Source organism: Rhodophyticola porphyridii, assembly GCF_003688285.1.
In the GTDB taxonomy this organism is placed as follows: Bacteria; Pseudomonadota; Alphaproteobacteria; order Rhodobacterales; family Rhodobacteraceae; genus Rhodophyticola; species Rhodophyticola porphyridii.
Genome location: NZ_RCNT01000002.1, coordinates 46916 through 68712, shown reverse-complemented (window position 1 = coordinate 68712; position 21797 = coordinate 46916). Strand labels below are relative to the sequence as shown.

22 protein-coding genes are annotated in these 21797 nt (G+C 63.1%); 5 read left to right on the top strand and 17 right to left on the bottom strand.

The window, feature by feature from the left end; all coding sequences use genetic code 11:
• Nucleotides 1-16: 16 nt before the first annotated feature.
• From tatA to D9R08_RS04850, 4 genes are all read right to left on the bottom strand, one after another.
• On the bottom strand, nt 17-256 hold the full coding sequence (gene tatA, locus D9R08_RS04865) for a twin-arginine translocase TatA/TatE family subunit (RefSeq protein ID WP_121897257.1): 240 nt from the start codon (nt 254-256) through the stop codon (nt 17-19).
• A 162-nt stretch (nt 257-418) separates the two neighbouring features.
• Nucleotides 419-1501, bottom strand: coding sequence for an ABC transporter ATP-binding protein (locus D9R08_RS04860; protein WP_121896920.1), 1083 nt, complete (start codon nt 1499-1501; stop codon nt 419-421).
• Between the two features lie 60 nt (nt 1502-1561).
• A complete protein-coding gene (locus tag D9R08_RS04855; RefSeq protein WP_121896919.1) occupies nt 1562-2704 on the bottom strand; it encodes a hypothetical protein in 1143 nt (380 codons plus the stop codon).
• The gene (locus D9R08_RS04850) at nt 2701-3480 is read right to left on the bottom strand and encodes an SDR family oxidoreductase (RefSeq protein ID WP_121896918.1); all 780 of its coding nucleotides are present in this window, start codon (nt 3478-3480) and stop codon (nt 2701-2703) included. The genes D9R08_RS04855 and D9R08_RS04850 overlap by 4 nt, the downstream gene beginning before the upstream one ends.
• A gap of 111 nt (nt 3481-3591) precedes the next feature.
• On the opposite strand from D9R08_RS04850, the gene D9R08_RS04845 reads away from it, so the two are divergent.
• Nucleotides 3592-4596 carry a Hint domain-containing protein gene (locus D9R08_RS04845; protein ID WP_158598928.1) on the top strand — a complete coding sequence of 335 codons (1005 nt, stop codon included), beginning with the start codon at nt 3592-3594 and terminating at the stop codon, nt 4594-4596.
• 56 nt (nt 4597-4652) lie between these two features.
• Here D9R08_RS04845 and D9R08_RS04840 read toward each other — a convergent pair whose 3' ends face one another.
• Nucleotides 4653-5021 (bottom strand): nuclear transport factor 2 family protein, encoded by a 369-nt coding sequence (locus D9R08_RS04840; RefSeq protein ID WP_121897256.1) that lies wholly within the window; start codon nt 5019-5021, stop codon nt 4653-4655.
• Nucleotides 5022-5276: 255 nt separating this feature from the next.
• Between D9R08_RS04840 and D9R08_RS04835 the strand changes: the two genes are divergently transcribed.
• From D9R08_RS04835 to D9R08_RS04820, 4 genes are all read left to right on the top strand, one after another.
• Entirely contained in the window at nt 5277-6875 is a 1599-nt protein-coding gene (locus D9R08_RS04835) for a peptide chain release factor 3 (protein ID WP_121896916.1), read from the top strand.
• A complete protein-coding gene (locus D9R08_RS04830; RefSeq protein ID WP_121896915.1) occupies nt 6872-7486 on the top strand; it encodes a hypothetical protein in 615 nt (204 codons plus the stop codon). The genes D9R08_RS04835 and D9R08_RS04830 overlap by 4 nt, the downstream gene beginning before the upstream one ends.
• A 46-nt stretch (nt 7487-7532) precedes the next feature.
• Nucleotides 7533-8021, top strand: coding sequence for a hypothetical protein (locus D9R08_RS04825; RefSeq protein ID WP_121896914.1), 489 nt, complete (start codon nt 7533-7535; stop codon nt 8019-8021).
• A 156-nt stretch (nt 8022-8177) separates the two neighbouring features.
• The gene (locus D9R08_RS04820) at nt 8178-9863 is read left to right on the top strand and encodes a DEAD/DEAH box helicase (RefSeq protein ID WP_121896913.1); all 1686 of its coding nucleotides are present in this window, start codon (nt 8178-8180) and stop codon (nt 9861-9863) included.
• Between the two features lie 191 nt (nt 9864-10054).
• Here D9R08_RS04820 and D9R08_RS04815 read toward each other — a convergent pair whose 3' ends face one another.
• The 12 genes from D9R08_RS04815 to D9R08_RS04760 form a co-directional block, all read right to left on the bottom strand.
• Entirely contained in the window at nt 10055-11731 is a 1677-nt protein-coding gene (locus D9R08_RS04815; protein WP_121896912.1) for a ribonuclease J, read from the bottom strand.
• Entirely contained in the window at nt 11728-12507 is a 780-nt protein-coding gene (locus tag D9R08_RS04810) for a type III pantothenate kinase (protein ID WP_121896911.1), read from the bottom strand. The genes D9R08_RS04815 and D9R08_RS04810 overlap by 4 nt, the downstream gene beginning before the upstream one ends.
• A gap of 12 nt (nt 12508-12519) precedes the next feature.
• Complete coding sequence (locus D9R08_RS04805) at nt 12520-13269, bottom strand: biotin--[acetyl-CoA-carboxylase] ligase (RefSeq protein ID WP_121896910.1); 750 nt, start codon at nt 13267-13269, stop codon at nt 12520-12522.
• Nucleotide 13270: 1 nt separating this feature from the next.
• Nucleotides 13271-14710 carry an NADH-quinone oxidoreductase subunit NuoN gene (nuoN, locus tag D9R08_RS04800; protein WP_121896909.1) on the bottom strand — a complete coding sequence of 480 codons (1440 nt, stop codon included), beginning with the start codon at nt 14708-14710 and terminating at the stop codon, nt 13271-13273.
• A 9-nt stretch (nt 14711-14719) separates the two neighbouring features.
• On the bottom strand, nt 14720-16267 hold the full coding sequence (locus D9R08_RS04795; protein WP_121896908.1) for an NADH-quinone oxidoreductase subunit M: 1548 nt from the start codon (nt 16265-16267) through the stop codon (nt 14720-14722).
• 9 nt (nt 16268-16276) lie between these two features.
• Complete coding sequence (gene nuoL / locus D9R08_RS04790; protein WP_121896907.1) at nt 16277-18433, bottom strand: NADH-quinone oxidoreductase subunit L; 2157 nt, start codon at nt 18431-18433, stop codon at nt 16277-16279.
• Between the two features lie 4 nt (nt 18434-18437).
• Nucleotides 18438-18746, bottom strand: coding sequence for an NADH-quinone oxidoreductase subunit NuoK (gene nuoK / locus D9R08_RS04785; protein ID WP_121896906.1), 309 nt, complete (start codon nt 18744-18746; stop codon nt 18438-18440).
• 67 nt (nt 18747-18813) lie between these two features.
• Nucleotides 18814-19428 (bottom strand): NADH-quinone oxidoreductase subunit J, encoded by a 615-nt coding sequence (locus D9R08_RS04780; protein ID WP_121896905.1) that lies wholly within the window; start codon nt 19426-19428, stop codon nt 18814-18816.
• A 7-nt stretch (nt 19429-19435) separates the two neighbouring features.
• Nucleotides 19436-19849 (bottom strand): carboxymuconolactone decarboxylase family protein, encoded by a 414-nt coding sequence (locus D9R08_RS04775; protein WP_121896904.1) that lies wholly within the window; start codon nt 19847-19849, stop codon nt 19436-19438.
• Complete coding sequence (gene nuoI / locus D9R08_RS04770) at nt 19846-20340, bottom strand: NADH-quinone oxidoreductase subunit NuoI (protein ID WP_121896903.1); 495 nt, start codon at nt 20338-20340, stop codon at nt 19846-19848. Before nuoI ends, D9R08_RS04775 begins: the two co-directional genes overlap by 4 nt.
• A 2-nt stretch (nt 20341-20342) precedes the next feature.
• Nucleotides 20343-21380: an NADH-quinone oxidoreductase subunit NuoH gene (gene nuoH / locus D9R08_RS04765; RefSeq protein WP_121896902.1), complete on the bottom strand. Its 1038-nt coding sequence runs from the start codon at nt 21378-21380 to the stop codon at nt 20343-20345.
• Between the two features lie 6 nt (nt 21381-21386).
• Nucleotides 21387-21794 (bottom strand): hypothetical protein, encoded by a 408-nt coding sequence (locus D9R08_RS04760; RefSeq protein ID WP_233557267.1) that lies wholly within the window; start codon nt 21792-21794, stop codon nt 21387-21389.
• Nucleotides 21795-21797 lie beyond the last annotated feature (3 nt).

The window sequence follows — 21797 nt, the reverse complement described above, 5'->3', positions numbered from 1 at the left end:
CAGGCGACACGCCCGATCAGGCGTTGTCGCGCTCGCGCTCGGGCGTCACATCGCGCGCGGTGGTGCCGGCGGTGCCGCTGTTCTCTGCGGTCTGCGTGTTCTCGATCTCCTCGGTGGAGTCCTTCACGCCGCGCTTGAACGCGGTAATGCCTTTGCCGACCTCACCCATCAGATTGGCGATCTTGCCGCGTCCGAACAGGACGAGCACCACAACGGCGATCAAAAGCAGACCGGCAGGTCCGATATTGTTGAGCATGGTTATCTCCCTTGGCGTCTGGCGGGCCGCATCAGCCCGCACCGCGCAATCACATCCATGATCCATAGGTAAGTCATCTGGAGCGGGATCAAAGCCCCAATGGCTGCGTCAGGCCCGGTTTTGGGCCGAATCGCCCGCCGGAGCAAGGAGAAACGCGGGCCCTCACCCCCGATGGGGGAACACGAAACACCTGTCCCGCCGCACGGTCAGCCAAAGCGGCGTTCCAGGTTTCGGGAGGAAGACCGCAGGCACGGTGGCCCGCAAAACTTCCTGATTGAAGTCCATCCGGAACTCCACAAGGCTTTCATGCCCCATGAACCGCGCCCGTTCCACGACCCCGCGCGCCGGCACGCCATCCACCGCCGTCGGGTTAGGGCCGCGTCCGCCCCGGTCGAAATCGATCTTCACATGCTGCGGGCGAAAAATGATCTCCACATCCGATCCGTCGGGATACCCGGGGGCCAGAAACTGACCGAAGGCGGTATCGGTCAGCGCCCCTTCGACCCGCCCCCGGATCACGTTCACATCGCTGAAAAACGCAGCCGCCGCCTGATCGCATGGCGCGTTGTAGATGTTGTAGGGCGCCCCCTGCTGAACGATCTGGCCGTCCCGCATGAGCGCGATCTGGTCGGCCATGCGCATTGCCTCTTCGGGTTCGTGGGTGACCAGCAGCACGGCTGTGCCTTCTTCCTTCAGCAATTGCAGCGTTTCATCGCGGATCCCGTCGCGCAGCCGGTTGTCCAGCCCCGAAAACGGCTCATCCATCAACATCACCTTGGGACGCGGGGCAAGGGCCCGGGCCAGCGCGACGCGCTGCTGTTCTCCGCCGGACAGCATATGCGGCGATTTCTGCCCGTAGCCGGCCAGATCGACCCGCTCCAGCAACTCCGTGACGCGGGCGGATTTCTCGGTCTTCGGGCCGGTCAGACCGAAGCTCACATTCTGCGCGACGCTCAGATGCGGAAACAGCGCAAAATCCTGAAACATCAGGCCGATGCCCCGGGCTTCGGGTGGCCGGTGATCCCTGTCATCGGACATCACCTGCCCGTCGACGAGGATACGGCCGGCATTCTGGCGCTCCACCCCCGCGATCACCCGCAGGGTCGTGGATTTGCCACACCCCGACGGGCCGAGCAGGCACATGATCTCCCCCGGCGCGACTTGCAGGGAGACATCGCGCACGACCACGCGACCGTCGAAATCGCAGGAGACATGGTCAACCTGAAGGCGGGGAGTTTGAGCCACGGTTACCAAAACCCGATCAATTCCATCGGGTTTCGCAGGTAACAGGGGCCATCTGATGTTTCAAGTCCGCCCACGCCCGCTTTCTGCCAGAGTAAAAGCGACCTCTCCCAAAATCTTCCCGTTGACCTGCGCAGAAACCCGGTGCGGGCCGGGATGGAGGGTGAATGTGGTCGCGTTTTCCCGGAAGACATGGGTCTTGGAGACGCGAAGCGGCCGGTCCGGCGTCACCTCCGCCTGTTTCAGCTTGAAGACCTTGGATGTCTCCGCCCTGTCGGGTTTGTGAAACCAAAGCAGGTAATCCACCAGTACCGGCGTCCGTTCAGGTGCGGAAAGAACAATTTCCACCGTCGCGCGCCCGCCGATCGCCACCGGATCGGGCGTGACCGTTATCGCGTCCAGTCTCACCGGTGCGTCGGCGTCGTAGCCCAGATGCGCCATCGCGCCCGGATGGCCGGCCTTGATCAGTGTGCGCAAGGCGTGGCGGGTCATCCAGGCCAGTTCCGCGTGCTCCTGCCGGCCGGCCTCCCGCCAGGCGGTCAGCATGCCGAGCACCCGCTCCGGATCCAGCTTGCTGATGTCATTGAGATGGTTCGCGACCGACCGCGTCACATAGCGCGTCGGGTCAGCATGCAGCGCATCGAGGAACCGCAGCGGCACCATCGGGTCAAGCGTGATCGATTTTGCCCAGGGCAGCCTCGGGCGGGTCCCTTCGCTGACCAGCCGGCGGACGTGGTAGTTGGAACTGGTGCACCACTGCTCCAGACGGCTCAACGTTTCCTCGGGCCAGCGGTTCAGAAACGGCCGGATATAGAGTTCCATCGAAAACCGTTTCGTGGCCGCCTCCAGAAGGTCCAGCGCCCGCTCCCGATGGTGTTCCAGCCCGTGCCGGACGGCAAGAATTCCGGGCACCGAATGAATGAACCGGCCGAAATCGTCATCGGTTCTGGACGGATCCAGTTCGGGGGGCATTGCGGCCTCCAGCGCATTCGCCATGGCGGGAAAATCCGGCGGCAGCCGCGTTTCGATGCAATCCGCGATCCAGTCAAGTCGCTCCAACAGCTCGCGCCCTTCAAGGCCGGGCAGCACCTGAGCCAGAAATCCCTCGGCATCGAAATCCTGCAATCCGGCCGCGTATTCGGACGCCAGATCGCCCAGGGACTCCGCGTTGAACAGATGGTCCTTGAGGGAAAACCGCTCGCTCATAGGGTCGCGTTCGTGGCACCGCCATCCATCAGGATGTTCTGCCCGACGATGAAGCCGGCCTGCTGCGAACACAGATAGGCGCACATCTGGCCGAACTCCTCCGCCGTTCCGTAGCGGCGCGCGGGGATGGTGGCCGCGCGGCGGGCGCGGGCCTCCTCGATGCTGATCCCCTCGGCCTTGGCCACCCCGCCATCCAGCGCATCGGCCCGGTCCGTGGCATGGATGCCGGGCAAAAGGTTGTTGATCACGACGCCCTGGGGCGCAACCTGCCGCGCCGTGCCCGCCACATAGCCGGTCAACCCGGTGCGCGCCGCATTCGACAGGCCAAGCTGCGGGATCGGCGCCTTGACCGATTGCGAGGTGATGTTGACCACCCGGCCCCAGCCCCGGTCGATCATGCCCGGTATCAACGCGGTCATCAGGGCAATCGGGGTCAGCATGTTGGCGTCCAGCGCGACAATGAAATCGTCCCGCCCCCACTCATTCCACATGCCCGGCGGCGGGCCACCAGCATTGGTGACGAGAATATCGGTTTCACCCGCTATTTCAATCAGTTCGGCGCGCCCGCCTTCGCTGGTGACATCGGCCGCTACGGTGGTGACGGTCACCCCATGGGCGGACCGGATCGCCTCCGCCGCCGCCTCCAGCGCCTCGGCGCCGCGCGCATTCATCACCAGATCGCACCCTGCCGCCGCCAAGGCTTCGGCACAGCCCCGGCCCAGCCCCCTGGACGAGGCGCAGACCAGCGCCCGTTTTCCCGAAATTCCCAGATCCATCGCACCCTCCTCTGGCTTTCCCCACCGACCTAGCAGTCGGTGACCGGCATCGCCAGTCTCGCTTGACCGGCTCCGCGCCGCGACTTACCCATGAACTTCCAAGGAGAGATCATGACACGGCGCACCGCCCAATTCACCTTTTCCACCTATCCCGCCGACGCCCTGACCGTGTCCACCGGGGCCAATGAGGGCGATGCGATCGGGTTGATGAAAGATGTCGTTCCGGGGGATTACTACCGCCTGTCGCGTCAGGCGAACATGGCCAGCCTCGCAATCTGCGAGGGCCCCAAGGGGCAGGAGGTGGCCGACGCTTCGCAGCTTGGGCGTCCCGGTGACGGGGTTACGCTGGATCTGTGTCACACGCTGATGGCGCCCGAGGGCAAGATGGTGGAGCTTCTGCTGCTGACGATCTGGTCGGATGCGAAAACCTCCCGGCATGTACTTCCGCTCACGACCCTGCAGATCGCGACGGATTACGAGCTTGTGACCTCCGAAATCGAAAGCGCCCCGCGCCGGTTTGCCGATATCGCCAGCGTCAGTTTCCTTGCCGGCACCCATCTGACGATGGCCAACGGCGTGCAAAAACCGGTCGAGGCGCTGGTTGTCGGCGATCGGGTTCTGACCCGCGACAACGGCCCGCAGGAGATTCGCTGGATCGGCCAGCAGACCATGCGCACGACCGGGGCGCTGGCCCCCATCCGCATCACCGAAGGCACGCTGAACACCGCCCGCGACCTGCGCCTGTCGCCGCATCACCGGCTGTTCATCTGGCAACGCAACGACGAGGTCGGGACCGGCCGGGCGGAGGTGATGGTCAAGGCCGGCTATCTGGTCGACGGGGCAACCGTCGTGCAGGAGGAAGGTGGCCATGAAGACACCTATCACATCCTCTTTGACGGCCACGAGATCATCTATGCCGAAGGGATCGCGGTCGAAAGCCTGCTGGTCACCAGCCAGACCCGCGCCGCGCTGCCCGAGGATCTGGATATCGCGCCATCGGACGCGGACCGGCTGAACGCCTCCGAAATCGAGCTGTCGAAAACCGTTCTGGACAAGCAGGGCGACGTGATCGACCGGCTGACCCGCGCCAGCAAGGGCGTTTTGAGAGACGATTGAACCACCCGCTGCCCGCCTTGCCCGTTGCGGGAGAGATGCAAGCAGGGCGGTCAGCGTCACCCGGTTCCGAAAAACTCCTCGCGCACGATCTTGCCATCCGCGACGTGATAGATCGCCATTTCCTTCATCTGCGTCCGCTCGCCGCTCTCCTTATGGGTCGCGTCGATCTCGAAAATCACGCCGAAGCGGTCGTCGCCATGCAGAAACGGCCCCTGCACATCGCCGCCATGCACGTCGAAATTTTCGTTCCACCAGGCATGTTTGCCGCGAATGCCCTCAAGGCCTCTGGTTTCCCGCCCCATGCCGGAGAAATCCGCCGCCTCCACCGACACCGCATCGGGCGCATAAAGCTTGTCCAGATTTTCGTCTTCGCGCTGTGTGAGGCACCCATCGACCAGCGCAGTCGCGATCTCTTCCAATGTCATCACGACCCTCCCTTTTTGTTCACTTAGTGTTCCCATCTTACCCGAGCCGCCTCCATAGGTCATCACATTTGGAAAGGCGAAGCCGGCGGCGTGAAAATTGCTCTCCAACGCGAAAACCAACCCGGTTTGCGGACCCCGGATCATGCCGGTTTCGACGCGCCGTCACACCGGGATCATGCAGGGCCGGACCGTCGCCACACTGGCCGCTTTCGGCGTCGATTGCCAATGCCCCCGCCCCCGCCTATACCGGCGCCCATGTTGGACAATCGCCCCCCCTTGCCTCCTGAAATCGCCCGCCGCCGGACCTTTGCGATCATCTCGCACCCGGATGCGGGCAAGACCACGCTGACGGAGAAATTCCTGCTTTATGGCGGGGCGATCCAGATGGCCGGGCAGGTGCGCGCCAAGGGCGAGGCGCGGCGCACGCGCTCCGATTTCATGCAGATGGAAAAGGATCGGGGCATCTCGGTGTCGGCCTCCGCCATGTCGTTCGATTTCGGGCGCTTCCGGTTCAACCTCGTGGATACCCCCGGCCACTCCGATTTCTCCGAGGATACCTATCGTACGCTGACCGCCGTGGATGCCGCCATCATGGTCATCGACGGAGCGAAAGGCGTGGAAAGCCAGACCCAGAAGCTTTTCGAAGTCTGCCGTCTGCGCGATCTGCCGATCCTGACCTTCTGCAACAAGATGGACCGCGAAAGCCGCGACACCTTCGATATCATCGACGAGATTCAGGAAAATCTTGCCATCGACGTGACACCGGCAAGCTGGCCGATCGGCTCCGGGCGCGATTTCCTGGGCTGTTACGACCTGATCCACGACCGGCTGGAGCTGATGGACCGGGCGGACCGCAACGTCGTGGGCGAAAGCATCCGCATCGAAGGGCTCGGCGACCCGAAACTTGCCGAACATGTCCCCGCGGAACTGCTGGAAAAGCTCCGCGAGGAGGTGGAGATGGCGCGCGAGTTGCTGCCCCCGCTGGACCGCAGGGCGTTTCTCGACGGGACGCTGACCCCGATCTGGTTCGGCTCCGCGATCAATTCCTTCGGTGTGAAGGAACTGATGGACGGCATCGCCGAATACGGGCCCGAGCCGCAGGTGCAGAATGCCGAACCCCGCAAAGTCGCGCCGGAGGAACAGAAAGTCTCGGGCTTCGTCTTCAAGGTTCAGGCCAATATGGACCCCAAGCACCGCGACCGGGTGGCCTTCGTGCGCATGGTTTCGGGCCATTTCGAACGCGGCATGAAACTGACCCATGTGCGGTCCAAGAAACCCATGGCAATCAGCAACCCGGTCATGTTTCTCGCCAGTGACCGCGAACTGGCCGAAGAGGCCTGGGCCGGCGACATCATTGGCATTCCGAACCACGGCCAGCTTCGCATAGGCGATGCCTTGACCGAAGGCGAAAGCCTGCGTTTTACCGGCATCCCCAGTTTCGCGCCGGAGCTTCTGCAGACCTGCCGCGCGGGCGATCCGATGAAGGCCAAGCATCTCGACAAGGCGTTGATGCAATTCGCCGAGGAAGGAGCCGCCAAGGTCTTCAAACCCAGCTTCGGCTCCGGCTTCATCGTCGGCGTGGTGGGCGCGCTGCAATTCGAGGTCCTGGCCAGCCGGATCGAGCTGGAATACGGCCTGCCGGTGCGGTTCGAGCCCTCGCAATTCACCTCCGCCAGATGGGTGCACGGCCCCAGAGACAAGGTCGACGCCTTCGCCAACGCCAACAAGCAGCATATCGCGACCGACAATGACGGCGATCCGGTCTATCTGACGCGTCTGCAATGGGACATCGACCGGGTGGAGCGGGATTATCCCGACATCCGGCTTTCGGCGACCAAGGAACTGATGGTGTGACCCTTCAGAACCGGGTTCTGCCTACGGGCGAGATCGTCGCGGACCCGGCGCGGGGGCTTCTAACCGGCAATCGCGGGATCATCCATCGGCCAGATGGTACGCTTGGCACCGCCCGCTGGTCCCACAAGCATTGGCTGGTCTGTACGCTCAGCCACCCGAAGGGCATCTATCACGGCCCCATGCCTGATCGCGGCTGGTCGGCCCTGTTCTTTCTTGATGAGGCCGTGGCGCTGACGGCGGGGCACCGGCCCTGCCATTACTGCAGGCGGGAGGCCTATCTGCGCTGGACGGCGGCCTGGCAACGGGCGACCGGCGCGCCGCCGGAGCGGATGGCGATGGATGGGGCGCTGCACAAGGCCCGCGTGACGCGCAACCGCGCGCAGATCCGCCAGGAGGCAGAGAGCGCCGATCTGCCGGATTTCGCCTTCATCCTGTGGAACGATCGCGCCCATCTGGTGCGGGGGCACCATGTGCATCCCTACGATCCGAAGGGTTACGGCGCCCCTGTCCAGCGGCCCGGCGGGCCCGTCACCGTGCTTACGCCGGCGCCCACGCGCGCCGTGCTTGCTGCCGGGTACATGCCCGTGCTGCATCCCTCGCTCACCGCGTAGTCACAGCTTAACGGTGGATTAACCGAAATCCGGGAAAGCTGCGGGCATGTTCCATCGGCTCTCCGTCCTCGCGCTGGTCTTCATGCTGGCCGCCTGTGCCACCGGCGGGCGAGGCGGCGATCTCAACAGCCCCGATCAGGGACTGTCCGGCGTCTATTCCCGCCAGATGCTGCTCAGCGACGATGTCCATCACGTGCTCATGGGCCATGTGATCGTGGCAACCCGGGGCGACGAGACGATCCGTGCACTGATCGTTCACCAGCGCCGGGACGGTGTGCACAGGCTGCGCTACAGCACCGCCTGGCGTAACGGGATCGAGCTGCCCTATCGCAGCCTTGCGCACCGTAGCGGCGGATGCACCCATGGGCATTGTCGTGATTTCGCGGTCGGGATGATCGCGTTGAGCCCCGAGATGATGCATGCGGGCGCACGGAGCGGATTGCGCGCCCGGCTGATCGGTCCGTCCGGCGCCATCATCATTCACGCCCCTCCCGCGCTTTTTTCAGAAGCGCTTGCCCGTGCGGCGGAAATGTAACGCTCCCCCTTGTGTGCAGCGCAGCATTTGACCTTATGCGCTGACTGGACTATTTCCCAAGGGCCGTTGCGATAGGCGCAAGGGCCGCGACGCGGAGCGCGCCGGATATGCGCTCCTTTTCTTCTCACCGGCCCCTGCCGGTAACATTGGACGCATATGACAAAATTTTCCGAACTCAGCCTTAACCCCAAGGTTTTGAAAGCCGTGGAAGAGGCGGGCTATGAAACCCCGACCCCGATACAGGAAGGGGCCATTCCGCCGGCTCTCGAAGGCCGCGATGTCCTGGGCATCGCCCAGACCGGCACCGGCAAGACCGCCAGTTTCACACTGCCGATGATCACCATGCTGGCGCGCGGGCGTGCTCGGGCGCGGATGCCGCGAAGCCTGGTGCTTTGCCCGACCCGCGAACTTGCCGCTCAGGTGGCCGAGAACTTCGACACCTATGCCAAGCACGTGAAGCTGACAAAGGCGCTGCTGATCGGCGGCGTGTCGTTCAAGGAGCAGGATCAGCTGATCGACCGCGGCGTCGACGTGCTGATCGCCACACCGGGCCGCCTGCTCGATCATTTCGAACGCGGCAAGCTGCTTCTGACCGGTGTGCAGATCATGGTGGTGGACGAAGCCGACCGGATGCTCGACATGGGATTCATCCCCGATATCGAACGCATCTTCGGCCTTGTTCCCTTCACCCGCCAGACACTGTTCTTTTCCGCCACCATGGCACCCGAGATCGAGCGGATCACCAATACATTCCTGTCCAACCCGGCCAAGATCGAGGTCGCCCGCCAGTCGAGCGCCTCGGAGACAATCGAACAGGTGATGGTCAGCTTCCGGCCCACCCGCCGCGATGTGGCCGCCAAGCAGAAACGCGACATGCTGCGCGCGATCATCGAAGGCGAAGGGGAGGCCTGCACCAACGCGATCATCTTCTGCAACCGCAAGGTCGATGTGGATATCGTTGCGAAATCCCTCAAGAAACACGGCCTGAACGCCGAGCCGATCCATGGCGATCTGGACCAGTCTCACCGCACCCGCACGCTGGACGGGTTTCGCGACGGCTCGATCAGGTTTCTGGTGGCCTCCGACGTGGCGGCGCGCGGGCTCGACATCCCGAATGTGAGCCATGTGCTGAATTACGACGTCCCCTCCCATGCGGAGGATTACGTGCACCGGATCGGCCGCACGGGCCGCGCCGGGCGCAAGGGCAAGACGATCATGATCCACGTGCCGTCGGACGACAAATATCTGGGCGCGATCGAATCCCTGATCGGCAATTCGATCCCCCGTGTCGATCCTCCGATCCGGATCGGGGGCGCGCAGGCCGCGACCGACACGGCCGAGGCAGAGGCCGACACGAGGCCCGAGCGCAAACCGCGACGCAGCCGGGCCCGCCGCGACGACCGCAAGGAGCCTCAGGCGCCCCAGAGCACCGATGCCGAGACCGCGCCCGAGGAGACCGCCGCCGCCGAGACACCGGCTCCCGCTCCGCGCAGCCGGGACCGGGCCGATGACCGCGGCGAGCGTGGTGATCGCGGCAACCGGAGCCGCGGCGGGCGCGACCGGGGCGGCGATCGCGGTGGCAACCGGGTGGTCGGCATGGGCGAGCACATGCCCGACTTCATTTCGCTCAGCTTCGACGAGCGCCGGGGCGGTCCGGCCAGACAGGACCCCGACGTGGACGACCCGCAGGTCGATGAGGACACCGCCCACGCGGCGGAAGGCGCCAACGAGTCGTTGGCCGAGGAAACGCCCAAGCCGAAGCCCAAGCGTCGCCGTGCAAAGAAGGTGAAGGACGAGGACAAGACCCCATCCTCGGACCCCGGCAACGAAGACGCGGCCTGAGAAACACGCGCGCCTGAGGCCGTCGGGACCGGAAGGGCGCGCAGAGGTCGACGGAGTTGCAGCCCGCCTCACGGCATGTCGGTCGCGGGGCGCGGGCATCGGGGCGTCATCCCGAATGAAAATGACCCGCCCCTTGCCGCAGAAGGAACGGATCTGATTGGTCAATGGACCGGGGCGCGTCGGCGGCCCCGCTATCCCGCCATCAGGCGGGACACCAGCACGCTGACTTCGGGTTTCTTGCCGATCTCGCTGACGCAAACCTGCCGGGCCACACGTTTTATCGCCTCTTCCAGCTTGTCGTCGTCGCTGACTGTCCGATCATCCAGACGCGGCAGCAACTCGGCCAGTTCGTCCTCGATCATCTCGGCCAGATCGGCGCCGTTCCCGACAATCTCGGGCAGCCCGCGCAGCTGGACCCAGCTGTCTTCCAGAACCTGGTCATCCTCGTCCACGACCAGCGCCACGATGACCAGACCGTTGAGCGCGAGTTTCATCCGGTCTCGGATCACGCCGTCGAACGCCCCCACAAGGGCCGTACCGTCAAGATAGGTCTTGGCGATCTCGATCCGCTCCACCACACCCGGCTGGTTACCCGAAAGCTCCACCATCGCGCCGTTCGGGGCGACGATCCCGTTCAGACCCTTTTCCAGCGCCACACGCGCATGTTCACGCAGATGGCGGAACTCGCCATGGTTGGGCAGCAGGATCTGCGGGCGGACCAGATCGTGCATCGCTTCGAGATCGGGACGGTTCGCGTGGCCCGAAACGTGATAGAATCCGGAGTTCTCATCCACCACCTGCACGCCTTTTTCGGCAAGCGCATTCTGGATGAACCCGACCGAGACCTCGTTGCCCGGAATGGTTTTGGAGGAGAACAGGAACATGTCCCCTTCCGCCAGTTCGTGGCCCAGATACTTGCCGCGTGACAGTGCCGCCGAGGCCGCGCGGCGTTCGCCCTGGCTTCCGGTGACGATCAGCATCAGGTTCTCACGGGGAATGTCCGTGGCCTCTTCGGGGCTGACGGTGGCGGGGAAATCGGTCAGCACGCCGGTTTCGACCCCGGCGGTCACCATGCGTTTCATTGCGCGGCCCATCAGGCAGATGGAGCGCCCATTGGCCCGGCCCGCCTCGGCCAGCGTTTTCAGCCGGGCGATGTTCGAGGCGAAAGTCGTGGCCACGACCATTCCCCTGGCACCCGCAATCAGGTCCCCGATCGGTTCGGGCAACTGGCTTTCGCTGCGGCCCGGATGGCGGCTGAAAACATTGGTGCTGTCGCAGATCAGGGCGCGGACGCCATCGCGCCCGACCTCGCGCCACAGCTCCTCGTCAAACGGCTCGCCAACTACCGGGTGATGATCGATCTTGAAATCGCCAGAATGAACGACCCGGCCTTCGGGCGTGTCGATCACCAGAGCGGAGGCTTCGGGGATCGAATGGGAAATCGGCGCAAACTGCACGCGGAAGGCCCCGACCTCGACCACTTCGGGGTACGCGCCCACGACCTGCACCTGATCTGGGTCCTGCCCTGCATCCTCCATCTTGCGCCGCGCGTGATAGGCGGTGAAGACGCGGGCATAAACCGGCGCGCGCAATTGCGACCAGAGATGGCCCAGGGCGCCTACATGATCCTCATGCGCATGGGTGATGAAAATCGCGTCGAGCCGGTCGGCCCGCGCCGCCAGCCATGAGACATCCGGCAGGATCAGATCAACCCCGGGCTGCCCGTCCATGTCCGGGAAGCTGACGCCGATGTCGACCAGGATGAAGCGCTCTTTCCCCTCCGGCCCATAGCCGTAAAGATAGCAGTTCATCCCGATCTCCCCCGCGCCACCCAGGGGGAGGTAGATCAGCCTTGCGCGATCACTCATATGCTGCCGTTTTCCTTGTTGTGAGAATAGATGACCGTGAGGCCATGCATCGTCAGATCATCTTCGATCAGGTCAAATAACACATCCCCCTGAGAGAACAACGGGGCAAGCCCCCCAGTGCCGATAATGCGCATGGGGCAGTCATATTCCGCTTTGATCCGGTCGCAGATACCGCGGACCAAGCCGACATAGCCCCAGAACACTCCCGATTGCATACAGGCAACGGTGTTGGTGCCGATGACCGCTTGCGGTTTCGTGACATCGACATGGGGCAGCGCGGCAGCGGCACGGTGCAACGCTTCGAGGCTGAGGTTCACGCCCGGCGCGATGACACCGCCGACATAGGCCCCGTCATGGGCTACCACGTCGAAGGTCGTCGCGGTTCCAAAATCCACCACGATCAGGTCGCCGCCATGCCGGTCATAGGCGCCCGCCGTGTTGACCAGCCGGTCGGGGCCCACCTGGGTGCCTTCGTCGACACGGGGGTTCACCGGCAGCAGGCAATCGGGCTTGCCGACCACGATCGGCCTTGTGTCGAAATATCGGTCGCAGAGCACACGCAGGTTGAACACCACCCGCGGCACGGTAGAGGAGATGATGCAATCGGTGATCGCCACCTCCAGTTTGCGGTTCTCCATCAGAGTGGAAAACCACACGAAATACTGGTCGGCCGTGCGTTGATGCTCGGTAGAGGTGCGAAACGTGGCCAGAAACCTCTCCCCATCCCAGACGGAGAAAACCGTGTTCGTGTTGCCGCAGTCGATGCACAGAAGCATTGGGGCCCTCCGTCAGAAATAGATTTCGGCGGCCGGGATCACCCGGCGGCCTCTGGACGTTTCCAGAACGATGCTGCCGGCCTCGTCCACCGTCTCGAAGACACCGGTCGTCTCTTCCCGCGCGGTTCGTGCGGTGACGGTGTCGCCCAGCCGCGCCGCGTGAGACAGCCATTCGGTGCGGATCGGCGCGAAACCGTAGGTGGCGAACTGCCGCTCGATCCGGTCGAAGGCGGCGGCCAGCGGACACAGAAACGCCTCGGGCGTGATCTGCAAGCCGGTCTGGTCCCGCAGGCTGACGGGCGGCAGAGCGTGCGCCTCCACCATGCTGCGATCCGGTGCTGCGGCCAGATTGACGCCGATCCCGATGACCAGATGGGACACTCCCTGAGCAGAGCCAAGGCTTTCAAGCAGGATCCCGGCCACCTTGCCGCCGTTCAGCAATACGTCATTGGGCCATTTCAGGCGGATGGCGCCCGCCGGCACGCCGATGGCCAGAAACGCCTCGCGCAGCGCCAGGGAGGCCACGAAGGACCGCAAGGCGGCCTGCGCCGGGCCGCCTCCCGGCCGCATCACGAGCGACGCGGCGAAACTTCCCTCGGGCATCGCCCAATGACGGCCGCGGCGCCCTCTGGCGGCGGTCTGGTTCAGCGCCAGTATCCATTCCGGCCCCGTCAGTTCCGGCGCGATGCGGGTGGCCTCGGCCATGGTACTGTCTGTCTCGGGCAGAACCCGGCGGCCCACACCATCGGGCCAGCCCATCATCTCAACGGACAAGCGTCGCCGCGGCGGCTTCGGCAAGGCCATCCACGCCGAACAGGTTGAAGACGCCCAGAACCATGATCCCGGCACAGGCCACCAGCCCGACCCAGGGCACCAGCCCCATTCTGCCGTCAAGGCCGTCTTCCTCGGCGCCGAAATACATCAGATAGACGATGCGCAGATAGTAGAACGCCCCGATGACGGACGCGATGACACCGGCCACCGCCAACCAGATCAGCCCGGCATCGACAGCGGCCATGAGCACGGCGAACTTGCCGAAGAACCCGACCATGGGCGGCACACCTGCCAGGCTGAACATCAGGACCAGCACCGCAAGCGCCTTGAGCGGCTCCTTCGAGGAGAAGTTGCTGAGCGCGGTGATTTCCGTCACATGACGCCCGTCCTTTTCCATCGACATGATGAAGGCGAAGGTGCCGATATTCATCGTCACGTAGATCGCCATATAGATCAGCATGGCGGTCACGCCCTGCTCGGTTCCGGCAGACAGGCCCATAAGCGCAAAGCCCATATGCGAGATCGAGGAATAGGCCATAAGGCGCTTGATATCCGTCTGCCCGATCGCGGCAATCGCCCCCAGAAACATCGAAAAGACCGCAAGAAACGCCACGATCTGCTGCCAGTCGCCCACCGCACCGCCGAAGGCGTCATGTACGACCCGCGCGAACAGCGCCATCGCAGCGACCTTGGGCGCGGTGGCGAAGAAGGCCGTCACCGGCGTGGGGGAGCCCTCATAGACATCCGGCGTCCACATGTGGAACGGCGCGGCGGAGACCTTGAAGGCCAGCCCCGCGATCAGGAACACCAGCCCCAGAAGCAGACCTATCGACAACTCGCCATTCACCGCCGTGTCGATGATGCCCGAGAAAAGCGTGGTGCCGGAATAGCCGTAGACCAGCGAGGCGCCGTAGAGCAGCAGCCCGGAGGAGAGCGCGCCCAGGATGAAGTATTTCAACCCCGCCTCGGTGGAGCGCACGCTGTCGCGCCGCAGGGAGGCGATCACGTAAAGCGACAGGGATTGCAACTCCAGCCCCATGTAAAGCGCCATCAGGTCGCCTGCGGACACCATTATCATCATGCCGATCGTCGCCAGCGTGATCAGCATCGGGTATTCGAACCGCAACAGATCCGATTTTTCCATGTAATCATGGCTGATCACAAGGATCGCCGCCGCGGCCAGCAGGATCGTGATCTTGGCAAAACGCGCGAAACCGTCATCGACGAACATGCCGCCGAAGGCGATGCGCGTGCCGCCGCCGGTCACCCCGATATAGAAGGCCATCACCACGAACAGGACCGCGGTGACATAGGTCAGTGTGGAGGCCAGCCCGTCCTTGGACGTATAGACCGCCGCAAGCAATCCGATCATCGCGTAGACGGCGAGAACGATCTCGGGGGTCAGAATGGAAAGATCGGTGGCGATCATTGCATCACCTCAATGGCTGGCGACTTGCGTATCCGGCACATGCTGTGCCAGCGCAACGTCGTAATTGGTCAACAGCGCCTCTACCGAGGGGCCGATGATGTCGGTCACCAGACTGGGGTAGACGCCCAGAAGCAGGGTCATGACGATCAGCGGCGCAAAGATCATGCGCTCGCGGCGCGTCATGTCGGTGATGGATTTCAGGCTTTCCTTGATCAGGTCGCCGAAGACAACCCGGCGATACAGCCAGAGCGCGTAGCCCGCGCTCAGGATCACGCCGGTCGCCGCCAGCACGCCGATCCAGGTATTGACCTGGAAGACGCCCACCAGCGTCAGGAACTCACCCACGAAACCCGAGGTTCCGGGCAGGCCCACATTCGCCATGGTGAATAGCATGAATACAAGCGCATAGGCCGGCATGCGCGTAACCAGACCGCCATAGGCCTCGATGTCGCGTGTGTGCATCCGGTCGTAGATCACGCCGACGCAGAGAAAGAGAGCGCCCGAGATGAAGCCATGGCTGATCATCTGGAAAATCGCGCCGTCCACGCCCTGCTGATTGGCGGCGAATATGCCCATGGTGACGAACCCCATATGCGCCACGGAGGAATAGGCGATCAGCTTCTTCATGTCGTCCTGTACCATCGCCACCAACGAGGTGTAGATGATCGCGATCACCGACAGCCACATCACCAGCGGCGCCATGATGTCCGAGGCGACCGGGAACATCGGCAGACTGAACCGCAGGAAGCCGTAGCCGCCCATTTTCAGCAGGATCGCGGCCAGAACGACCGAGCCTGCGGTGGGGGCCTGCACATGGGCATCGGGAAGCCACGTATGGACCGGCCACATCGGCATCTTCACGGCAAAGCTGGCGAAGAAGGCAAGCCACAGAAGCATCTGCATGCCGCCCGCGATCTGCCAGCCAAGCAGGCTGATCGGACCCGCATCGAACTGATGCTGCAACAGGCTGGGAATGTCGGTCGTGCCCGCGTCGATATACATCGCGACCATGGCCACCAGCATCAGGACCGAGCCGAGGAAGGTGTAGAGGAAGAACTTGAAGCTGGCATAGATCCGGTTCGCACCGCCCCAGATGCCGATGATCAGGAACATGGGGATCAGGCCCGCCTCGAAGAACAGATAGAACAGCACCAGATCCAGCGCCACGAAGACCCCGATCATCAGGGTTTCGAGGATCAGAAGCGCGATCATGTAGTCCTTCACCCGGTGGGTCACGTCCCAGCAGGCCGCGATCACCAGCGGCATCAGGAAGGTGGTCAGCATCACGAACAGCACGCTGATGCCGTCGACACCCAGCTTGTAGGTCAGGCCCAGAAGCCATTCGCGCTCCTCAACCAGCTGGAAACCCGTCTGGTCGGGATCGAACTCGAACAGAATGGCCAGCGATATGATGAAAGTCGCCGTGGTTGCCGCAAGCGCCAGCCATTTGGCGTTCTGCTGCGCCATGGCGTCATCGCCGCGCAGGAACAGCGCCATGATCAACGCGGCGGCCATCGGCAGGAAGGTGACGATCGACAGGAGGGAATTGAAGTCCATGATTGTCTCTTAGCCCCCGATCGACAGAGTTGCCCAGGTGATCAGAACGACGATCCCCAGCACCATCGCGAAGGCATAGTGGAAGATGTAGCCCGACTGCGCCCGGCCCGCGAGCCGGGTGATGAAGGGGATGATGCCCATGGCCAGCCCGTTGATCCCGCCATCGATGACCTTGCCATCGCCGCTTTTCCACAGGAGCCGGCCCAGAGCAACGGCCGGCCGCACGAAGATCGCGTCATAGATCTCGTCGAAATACCACTTGTTCAGCAGGAACCGGTAGAGGATCGGATTGGTTTCGGCCCAGATCTTCGGCAGGCGCGGGGAGACGAGATAGAAGAGGATCGCCATCGCCAGCCCCAGAAGCATCGCAATGAAGGGGGAGAACTTGACCCAGGTCGGCACCTCATGGGCTTCGTTCAGCACGTCATTGCCTGGCGCCGCGTGGATCGCGCCTTCGCCGGGCGCGCCGATCAGGACATAGTGGTGCTCCGCCTCTTCGGCATAGGCCGCTTCGCCCCCGTGATCCTCGCCCTCCGCGGCGGGTGCGTCCGCGTTCGCTCCGTGGCTATCCCCGGCGGCATGTTCGCCTTCTGCCGCATGGGCCCCGGCTTCGGCATATTCAACGCCGAAGAACTCCCCGACCTCATCGGTATGACCGAAGAAGCTGTTGTACCAGATGAAGCCCGAGAAGACCGCCCCGAGGGCCAACACGCCAAGCGGAGCCAGCATCGTCCACGGGCTTTCATGGGCGTGGTCATGGGTGTGCTTGTCGCCCCTCGGCTCGCCGAAGAAGGTCAGGAACATCAGCCGCCAGGAATAGAAGCTGGTGAAGGCCGCCGCGATCACAAGAAGCCAGAAGGCGTACTGGCCGAGATCGCCGCCGAAGGCGAAGGCGCTTTCAATCACCGCATCCTTCGAGAAGAATCCGGCGAAACCGATATAGGTGAGCGGAATGCCGACCCCGGTGATCGCCAGGGTGCCGATCATCATCGCCCAGAAGGTATAGGGGATCTTCTTCCGCAGGCCGCCATAATTCCGCATGTCCTGCTCATGATGCATCGCATGGATGACCGAGCCTGCGCCCAAGAAGAGCATCGCCTTGAAGAAGGCGTGGGTGAAGAGGTGGAACATGGCGACCGAATAGACACCCACGCCCGCCGCCACGAACATGTAGCCCAACTGCGAGCAGGTCGAATAGGCGATCACACGTTTGATGTCGTTCTGAACAAGGCCCACAGTCGCCGCGAAAAACGCGGTTGCGGCCCCGACGATGATGATGAGATTCGTGGCAAACGGGGCATATTCCATGATCGGCGACATGCGGCACACAAGGAACACGCCCGCGGTCACCATGGTGGCCGCGTGGATCAGCGCCGAAACCGGCGTCGGGCCCTCCATCGCGTCGGGCAGCCAGGTGTGCAGGAACAGCTGCGCCGATTTCCCCATCGCCCCGATGAACAGCAGCATGGCGATGGTATTGGCCGCATTGACCTCATAGCCGAGGAAGCTGAAGGTCATCTCGGCCAGTTCCGGCCCCATGGCCAGGATCACGTCGAAATTGATGCTGTCGGTCATCCAGAAGAGCGCGAAGATCCCCAGAAGGAAACCAAAATCCCCCACGCGGTTGACGATGAACGCCTTCATCGCCGCTGCCCCGGCAGAGGGTTTGCGGTAATAGAACCCGATCAACAGGTAGGAGGCGACGCCCACACCCTCCCAGCCGAAGAAAAGCTGCAACAGGTTGTCCGCCGTCACCAGCACCAGCATCGTGAAGGTGAAGAACGAAAGATAGGCGAAAAAGCGGGGGCGATAGCTCTCCCCCTCTTTGAAATTCTCGTCATGGGCCATGTAGCCGAAGCTGTAGAGATGGACGAGCGCCGACACCGTGGTGATCACGATCAGCATGATCGCGGTCAGCCGGTCGATGCGGATACCCCATGATGTGTCGAGCGAGCCCGAGGCGATCCAGGTGAAAAGCGGCTCGGAATAATAGCCATTTTCATGCGCGGCTGGGTCGAAGGTCAGGAAGATGATCCAGCTCAGCAGGCAGGACAGGAACAGAAACCCTGTCGCCGTGACGCAGGCCGCCTGTTCCCCGATCAGCCGCCAGGAGAACCCGCAGATCAGCGCACCCACCAGCGGGGCGAAAAGGAGGATCGTTTCCATCACCCTAGCCCTTCATCACATTGACATCTTCCACCGCGATCGTGCCGCGGTTGCGGAAGAAACAGACCAGAATGGCCAGCCCGATGGCCGCCTCGGCGGCGGCGACGGTCAGCACGAAGAGCGTGAAGACCTGCCCGGTCAGATCACCCAGGAAGAACGAGAAGGCAACAAGGTTGATATTGACGGCCAAGAGCATCAGCTCAATCGACATCAGAATGATGATCACGTTCTTACGGTTCAGGAAAATCCCGAAAATCCCGATGACGAACAGCGCCGCCGCTACTGTCAGGTAATGTTCCAGTCCAATCGTCATGTCGTCCCTCCGGGGGCACGCCCCGTGTCTCGTTCAAATCGTCGCGCGTTCGCGACAGGGCGGCGTCTTACAACCCCTGCCCCGGTTTCACATCCTTCAGTTCCATCGCCTTGGCCGGGTCGCGCATCATCTGGGCGACCACATCCTGACGCTTGATGTCCTGACGGTGGCGGAGCGTCAGCAGGATCGCGCCGATCATTGCCACCAGCAGGATCAGACCGGAAAGCTGGAATAGCAGGAAGTACTGGTCATAAAGCAGCAGCCCGAGCGCCTGGGTGTTATGCACCTCGTCCAGCGGCGGTGTCGGGCTGGCAAGCCGCGCCTCGACCCCATCGGAGAACTCCCATGTGCCGAAGGCCAGAACCAGCTGCATCATAAGGACCACGCCGATCAGACCGGCCAGCGGCACGTATTTCGCCATCTCGGCCTTCAGTTCGGCGAAATCGACATCCAGCATCATCACCACGAAAAGGAACAGCACCGCAACCGCGCCCACATAGACGATGACCAGCAGGAAGGCGACGAACTCCGCCCCAAGCAGCACGAAGAACCCCGCCGCCTGAATGAAACACAGGATGAGCCACAGGACCGAATGGACCGGATTGCGGGCGACGACGACGAACAGCGCCGCTGTCACCAGAATGATCGCGAAGGTGTAGAAGGTGAAATCGGCAATATGCATTCCGCGGCTACTCCTCAGCCTCGTCGATGGCGGCCTTGGCCAGTTCCATCGCCTTGTTCATGGCCGGCACACCGGCAAAAACCGCGGCCTGGCCGATCGTCTCGGCGATCTCCTGCTTGGTGGCTCCCGCCTCCACCGCATGGCGCACGGTCAAGCGGATCTGCGGTTCGGCCACCGCACCCTGAATGGTGAGGCCCTGAAGCGTGAGAAGAAGCCGGGTTTTCGCGTCCAGCCCGTCGGGGTTGAACTGCTTTCCCCAGAACGCCTCCAATACCTCCGACGGGATGGTCGGCCACATCTTGTCGAACCCCTGTGCCGTGAAATTGGCCATCGCCGGATTCACGGTCTTGACCCATTCCTGGGCCATTTGCTGGGTCTGGGCGAACATCGCCTCGAACGGGTTCTGGGGGGTGTCACTCATCGGTAGGGCGCGTCCATTTCAAGGTTGCGGGCGATCTCCGCCTCCCAGCGCTCGCCATTCTCCAGAAGCTTGGCCTTGTCGTAGAACAGCTCTTCGCGGGTTTCCGTGGCGAACTCGAAATTCGGCCCCTCGACGATTGCATCCACCGGGCAGGCCTCCTGGCAGAAGCCGCAATAGATGCATTTCGTCATGTCGATGTCATAGCGCGTGGTCCGGCGGGAGCCGTCTTCGCGCGGCTCCGCATCGATGGTGATGGCCTGCGCGGGGCAGATCGCCTCGCAGAGCTTGCACGCGATGCACCGCTCCTCCCCGTTGGGATAGCGCCGCAGCGCATGTTCGCCGCGAAAGCGGGGGCTTAGAGGGCCCTTTTCATGGGGATAGTTCACCGTGGACTTGGGGGCGAAGAAGTACTTCATCCCCAGTTTGAAGCCCTGGAAGAAATCGGCCAGCAGGAAGTACTTGGCCGCACGGGTATAGTCGATCTGTGTCATCGTCAGCCTCCAATCGCCCAACGGGCATAGGCGCCGCCAAAGAGTTCGAATTTCGCCAGGAAAGACACGATTACAACCCAGGCGAGCGACATCGGCAGGAAGACCTTCCAGCCAAGCCGCATCAGTTGGTCATAGCGATAACGCGGGGTGATCGCCTTCACCATCGCGAACAGGAAGAAGAAGAAGCTCATCTTCAGGATCATCCAGAACGCGCCATCTGGCAGCCCCGGGATCGGCGACAGCCAGCCGCCGAAGAACAGAAGCGAAATCAGCGCGCACATCAGGAAGATGGCGATGTATTCGCCGGCCATGAACAACAGGAACGGCGTCGAGGAATACTCCACCTGATAGCCCGCCACCAGTTCCGACTCCGCCTCCGGCAGATCGAAGGGCGGGCGGTTGGTTTCAGCCAGCGTGCTGATGAAGAACAGGAACACCATCGGCAGATGCGGCAGCCAGTACCAGTTGAACAGGCCCAGATCGCCATCCTGCGCGCGGACGATATCGCCGAAATTCATGCTGCCGGTGGTGATGATCACACCGATGATGATCAGCCCGATCGACACCTCGTAAGAGATCATCTGCGCCGCCGAGCGCAGACTGCCGAGGAACGGGTATTTCGAGTTGCTGGCCCAGCCCCCCATGATCACGCCGTAAACCTCCAGCGAGGAGATCGCGAAGACATAGAGAATGGCGATGTTCAGATCCGCCAGAACCCATGTGTCGTTGAACGGAATGACGGCCCAGGCCACCATCGCCAGAACGAAACTGGTCAAGGGCGCCAGCATGAAGACCGGCTTGTCCGCGCCGGCGGGAACCACGACTTCCTTGACCACGTATTTCAGCGCATCGGCCACGGTTTGCAGCAGGCCGAAGGCGCCCACCACGTTTGGGCCGCGGCGCATCTGGACCGCGGCCCAGATCTTGCGGTCGCCATAGACCAGAAACAGAAGCGAGATCATCACGAAACCGATGACCAGCAGGCTTTGCGCCGCCATGATCAGCGCGATGCCGGGAGTGGTTGAAAAGAAGCCGTCCATTCGTCCTCACACGGTCGGTATACCTTGCTCGGCGCAGGCCGCAGCCACCACTTCGGCGTCTAACGTCTGCAACCCTCGCGGGAGCGCCGGTGAGATGGTGTAAACCGCATCTCCGCGCCAAACGCCACCCTCTTCCTGCACATTAGTGCGGACATGTCGCGCAAAACCATAACCGCGGATCAGCGCATATTGCGACGCGGCGCATTTGGCATAATCCTCCACATCGGCGCGTGTGGCCAGTCCCGTCATCTGCACCCGGAAATTCACCAGATCATCGTCCAGAAGCCGGGTTTCCACACCATCGTAGAACGCAGCCCGGTTCGGGCTGTCCACGGGCGGCCGGCCCGCGCAGGCCGCGAGGACCGAAAGGCAGACCACGCCCGCGATCAAAGGCATGCGGCCCGGAACGCGCATATC

Coding starts and splice junctions, on each gene's coding strand:
- tatA (WP_121897257.1), bottom strand. CDS start 256: ATGCTCAACAATATCGGACCTGCCGGTCTGCTTTTGATCGCCGTTGTG.
- D9R08_RS04855 (WP_121896919.1), bottom strand. CDS start 2,704: ATGAGCGAGCGGTTTTCCCTCAAGGACCATCTGTTCAACGCGGAGTCC.
- D9R08_RS04850 (WP_121896918.1), bottom strand. CDS start 3,480: ATGGATCTGGGAATTTCGGGAAAACGGGCGCTGGTCTGCGCCTCGTCC.
- D9R08_RS04845 (WP_158598928.1), top strand. CDS start 3,592: ATGACACGGCGCACCGCCCAATTCACCTTTTCCACCTATCCCGCCGAC.
- D9R08_RS04840 (WP_121897256.1), bottom strand. CDS start 5,021: ATGACATTGGAAGAGATCGCGACTGCGCTGGTCGATGGGTGCCTCACA.
- D9R08_RS04835 (WP_121896916.1), top strand. CDS start 5,277: ATGTTGGACAATCGCCCCCCCTTGCCTCCTGAAATCGCCCGCCGCCGG.
- D9R08_RS04825 (WP_121896914.1), top strand. CDS start 7,533: ATGTTCCATCGGCTCTCCGTCCTCGCGCTGGTCTTCATGCTGGCCGCC.
- D9R08_RS04820 (WP_121896913.1), top strand. CDS start 8,178: ATGACAAAATTTTCCGAACTCAGCCTTAACCCCAAGGTTTTGAAAGCC.
- D9R08_RS04815 (WP_121896912.1), bottom strand. CDS start 11,731: ATGAGTGATCGCGCAAGGCTGATCTACCTCCCCCTGGGTGGCGCGGGG.
- D9R08_RS04810 (WP_121896911.1), bottom strand. CDS start 12,507: ATGCTTCTGTGCATCGACTGCGGCAACACGAACACGGTTTTCTCCGTC.
- D9R08_RS04805 (WP_121896910.1), bottom strand. CDS start 13,269: ATGATGGGCTGGCCCGATGGTGTGGGCCGCCGGGTTCTGCCCGAGACA.
- nuoN (WP_121896909.1), bottom strand. CDS start 14,710: ATGATCGCCACCGATCTTTCCATTCTGACCCCCGAGATCGTTCTCGCC.
- D9R08_RS04795 (WP_121896908.1), bottom strand. CDS start 16,267: ATGGACTTCAATTCCCTCCTGTCGATCGTCACCTTCCTGCCGATGGCC.
- nuoL (WP_121896907.1), bottom strand. CDS start 18,433: ATGGAAACGATCCTCCTTTTCGCCCCGCTGGTGGGTGCGCTGATCTGC.
- nuoK (WP_121896906.1), bottom strand. CDS start 18,746: ATGACGATTGGACTGGAACATTACCTGACAGTAGCGGCGGCGCTGTTC.
- D9R08_RS04780 (WP_121896905.1), bottom strand. CDS start 19,428: ATGCATATTGCCGATTTCACCTTCTACACCTTCGCGATCATTCTGGTG.
- D9R08_RS04775 (WP_121896904.1), bottom strand. CDS start 19,849: ATGAGTGACACCCCCCAGAACCCGTTCGAGGCGATGTTCGCCCAGACC.
- nuoI (WP_121896903.1), bottom strand. CDS start 20,340: ATGACACAGATCGACTATACCCGTGCGGCCAAGTACTTCCTGCTGGCC.
- nuoH (WP_121896902.1), bottom strand. CDS start 21,380: ATGGACGGCTTCTTTTCAACCACTCCCGGCATCGCGCTGATCATGGCG.
- D9R08_RS04760 (WP_233557267.1), bottom strand. CDS start 21,794: ATGCGCGTTCCGGGCCGCATGCCTTTGATCGCGGGCGTGGTCTGCCTT.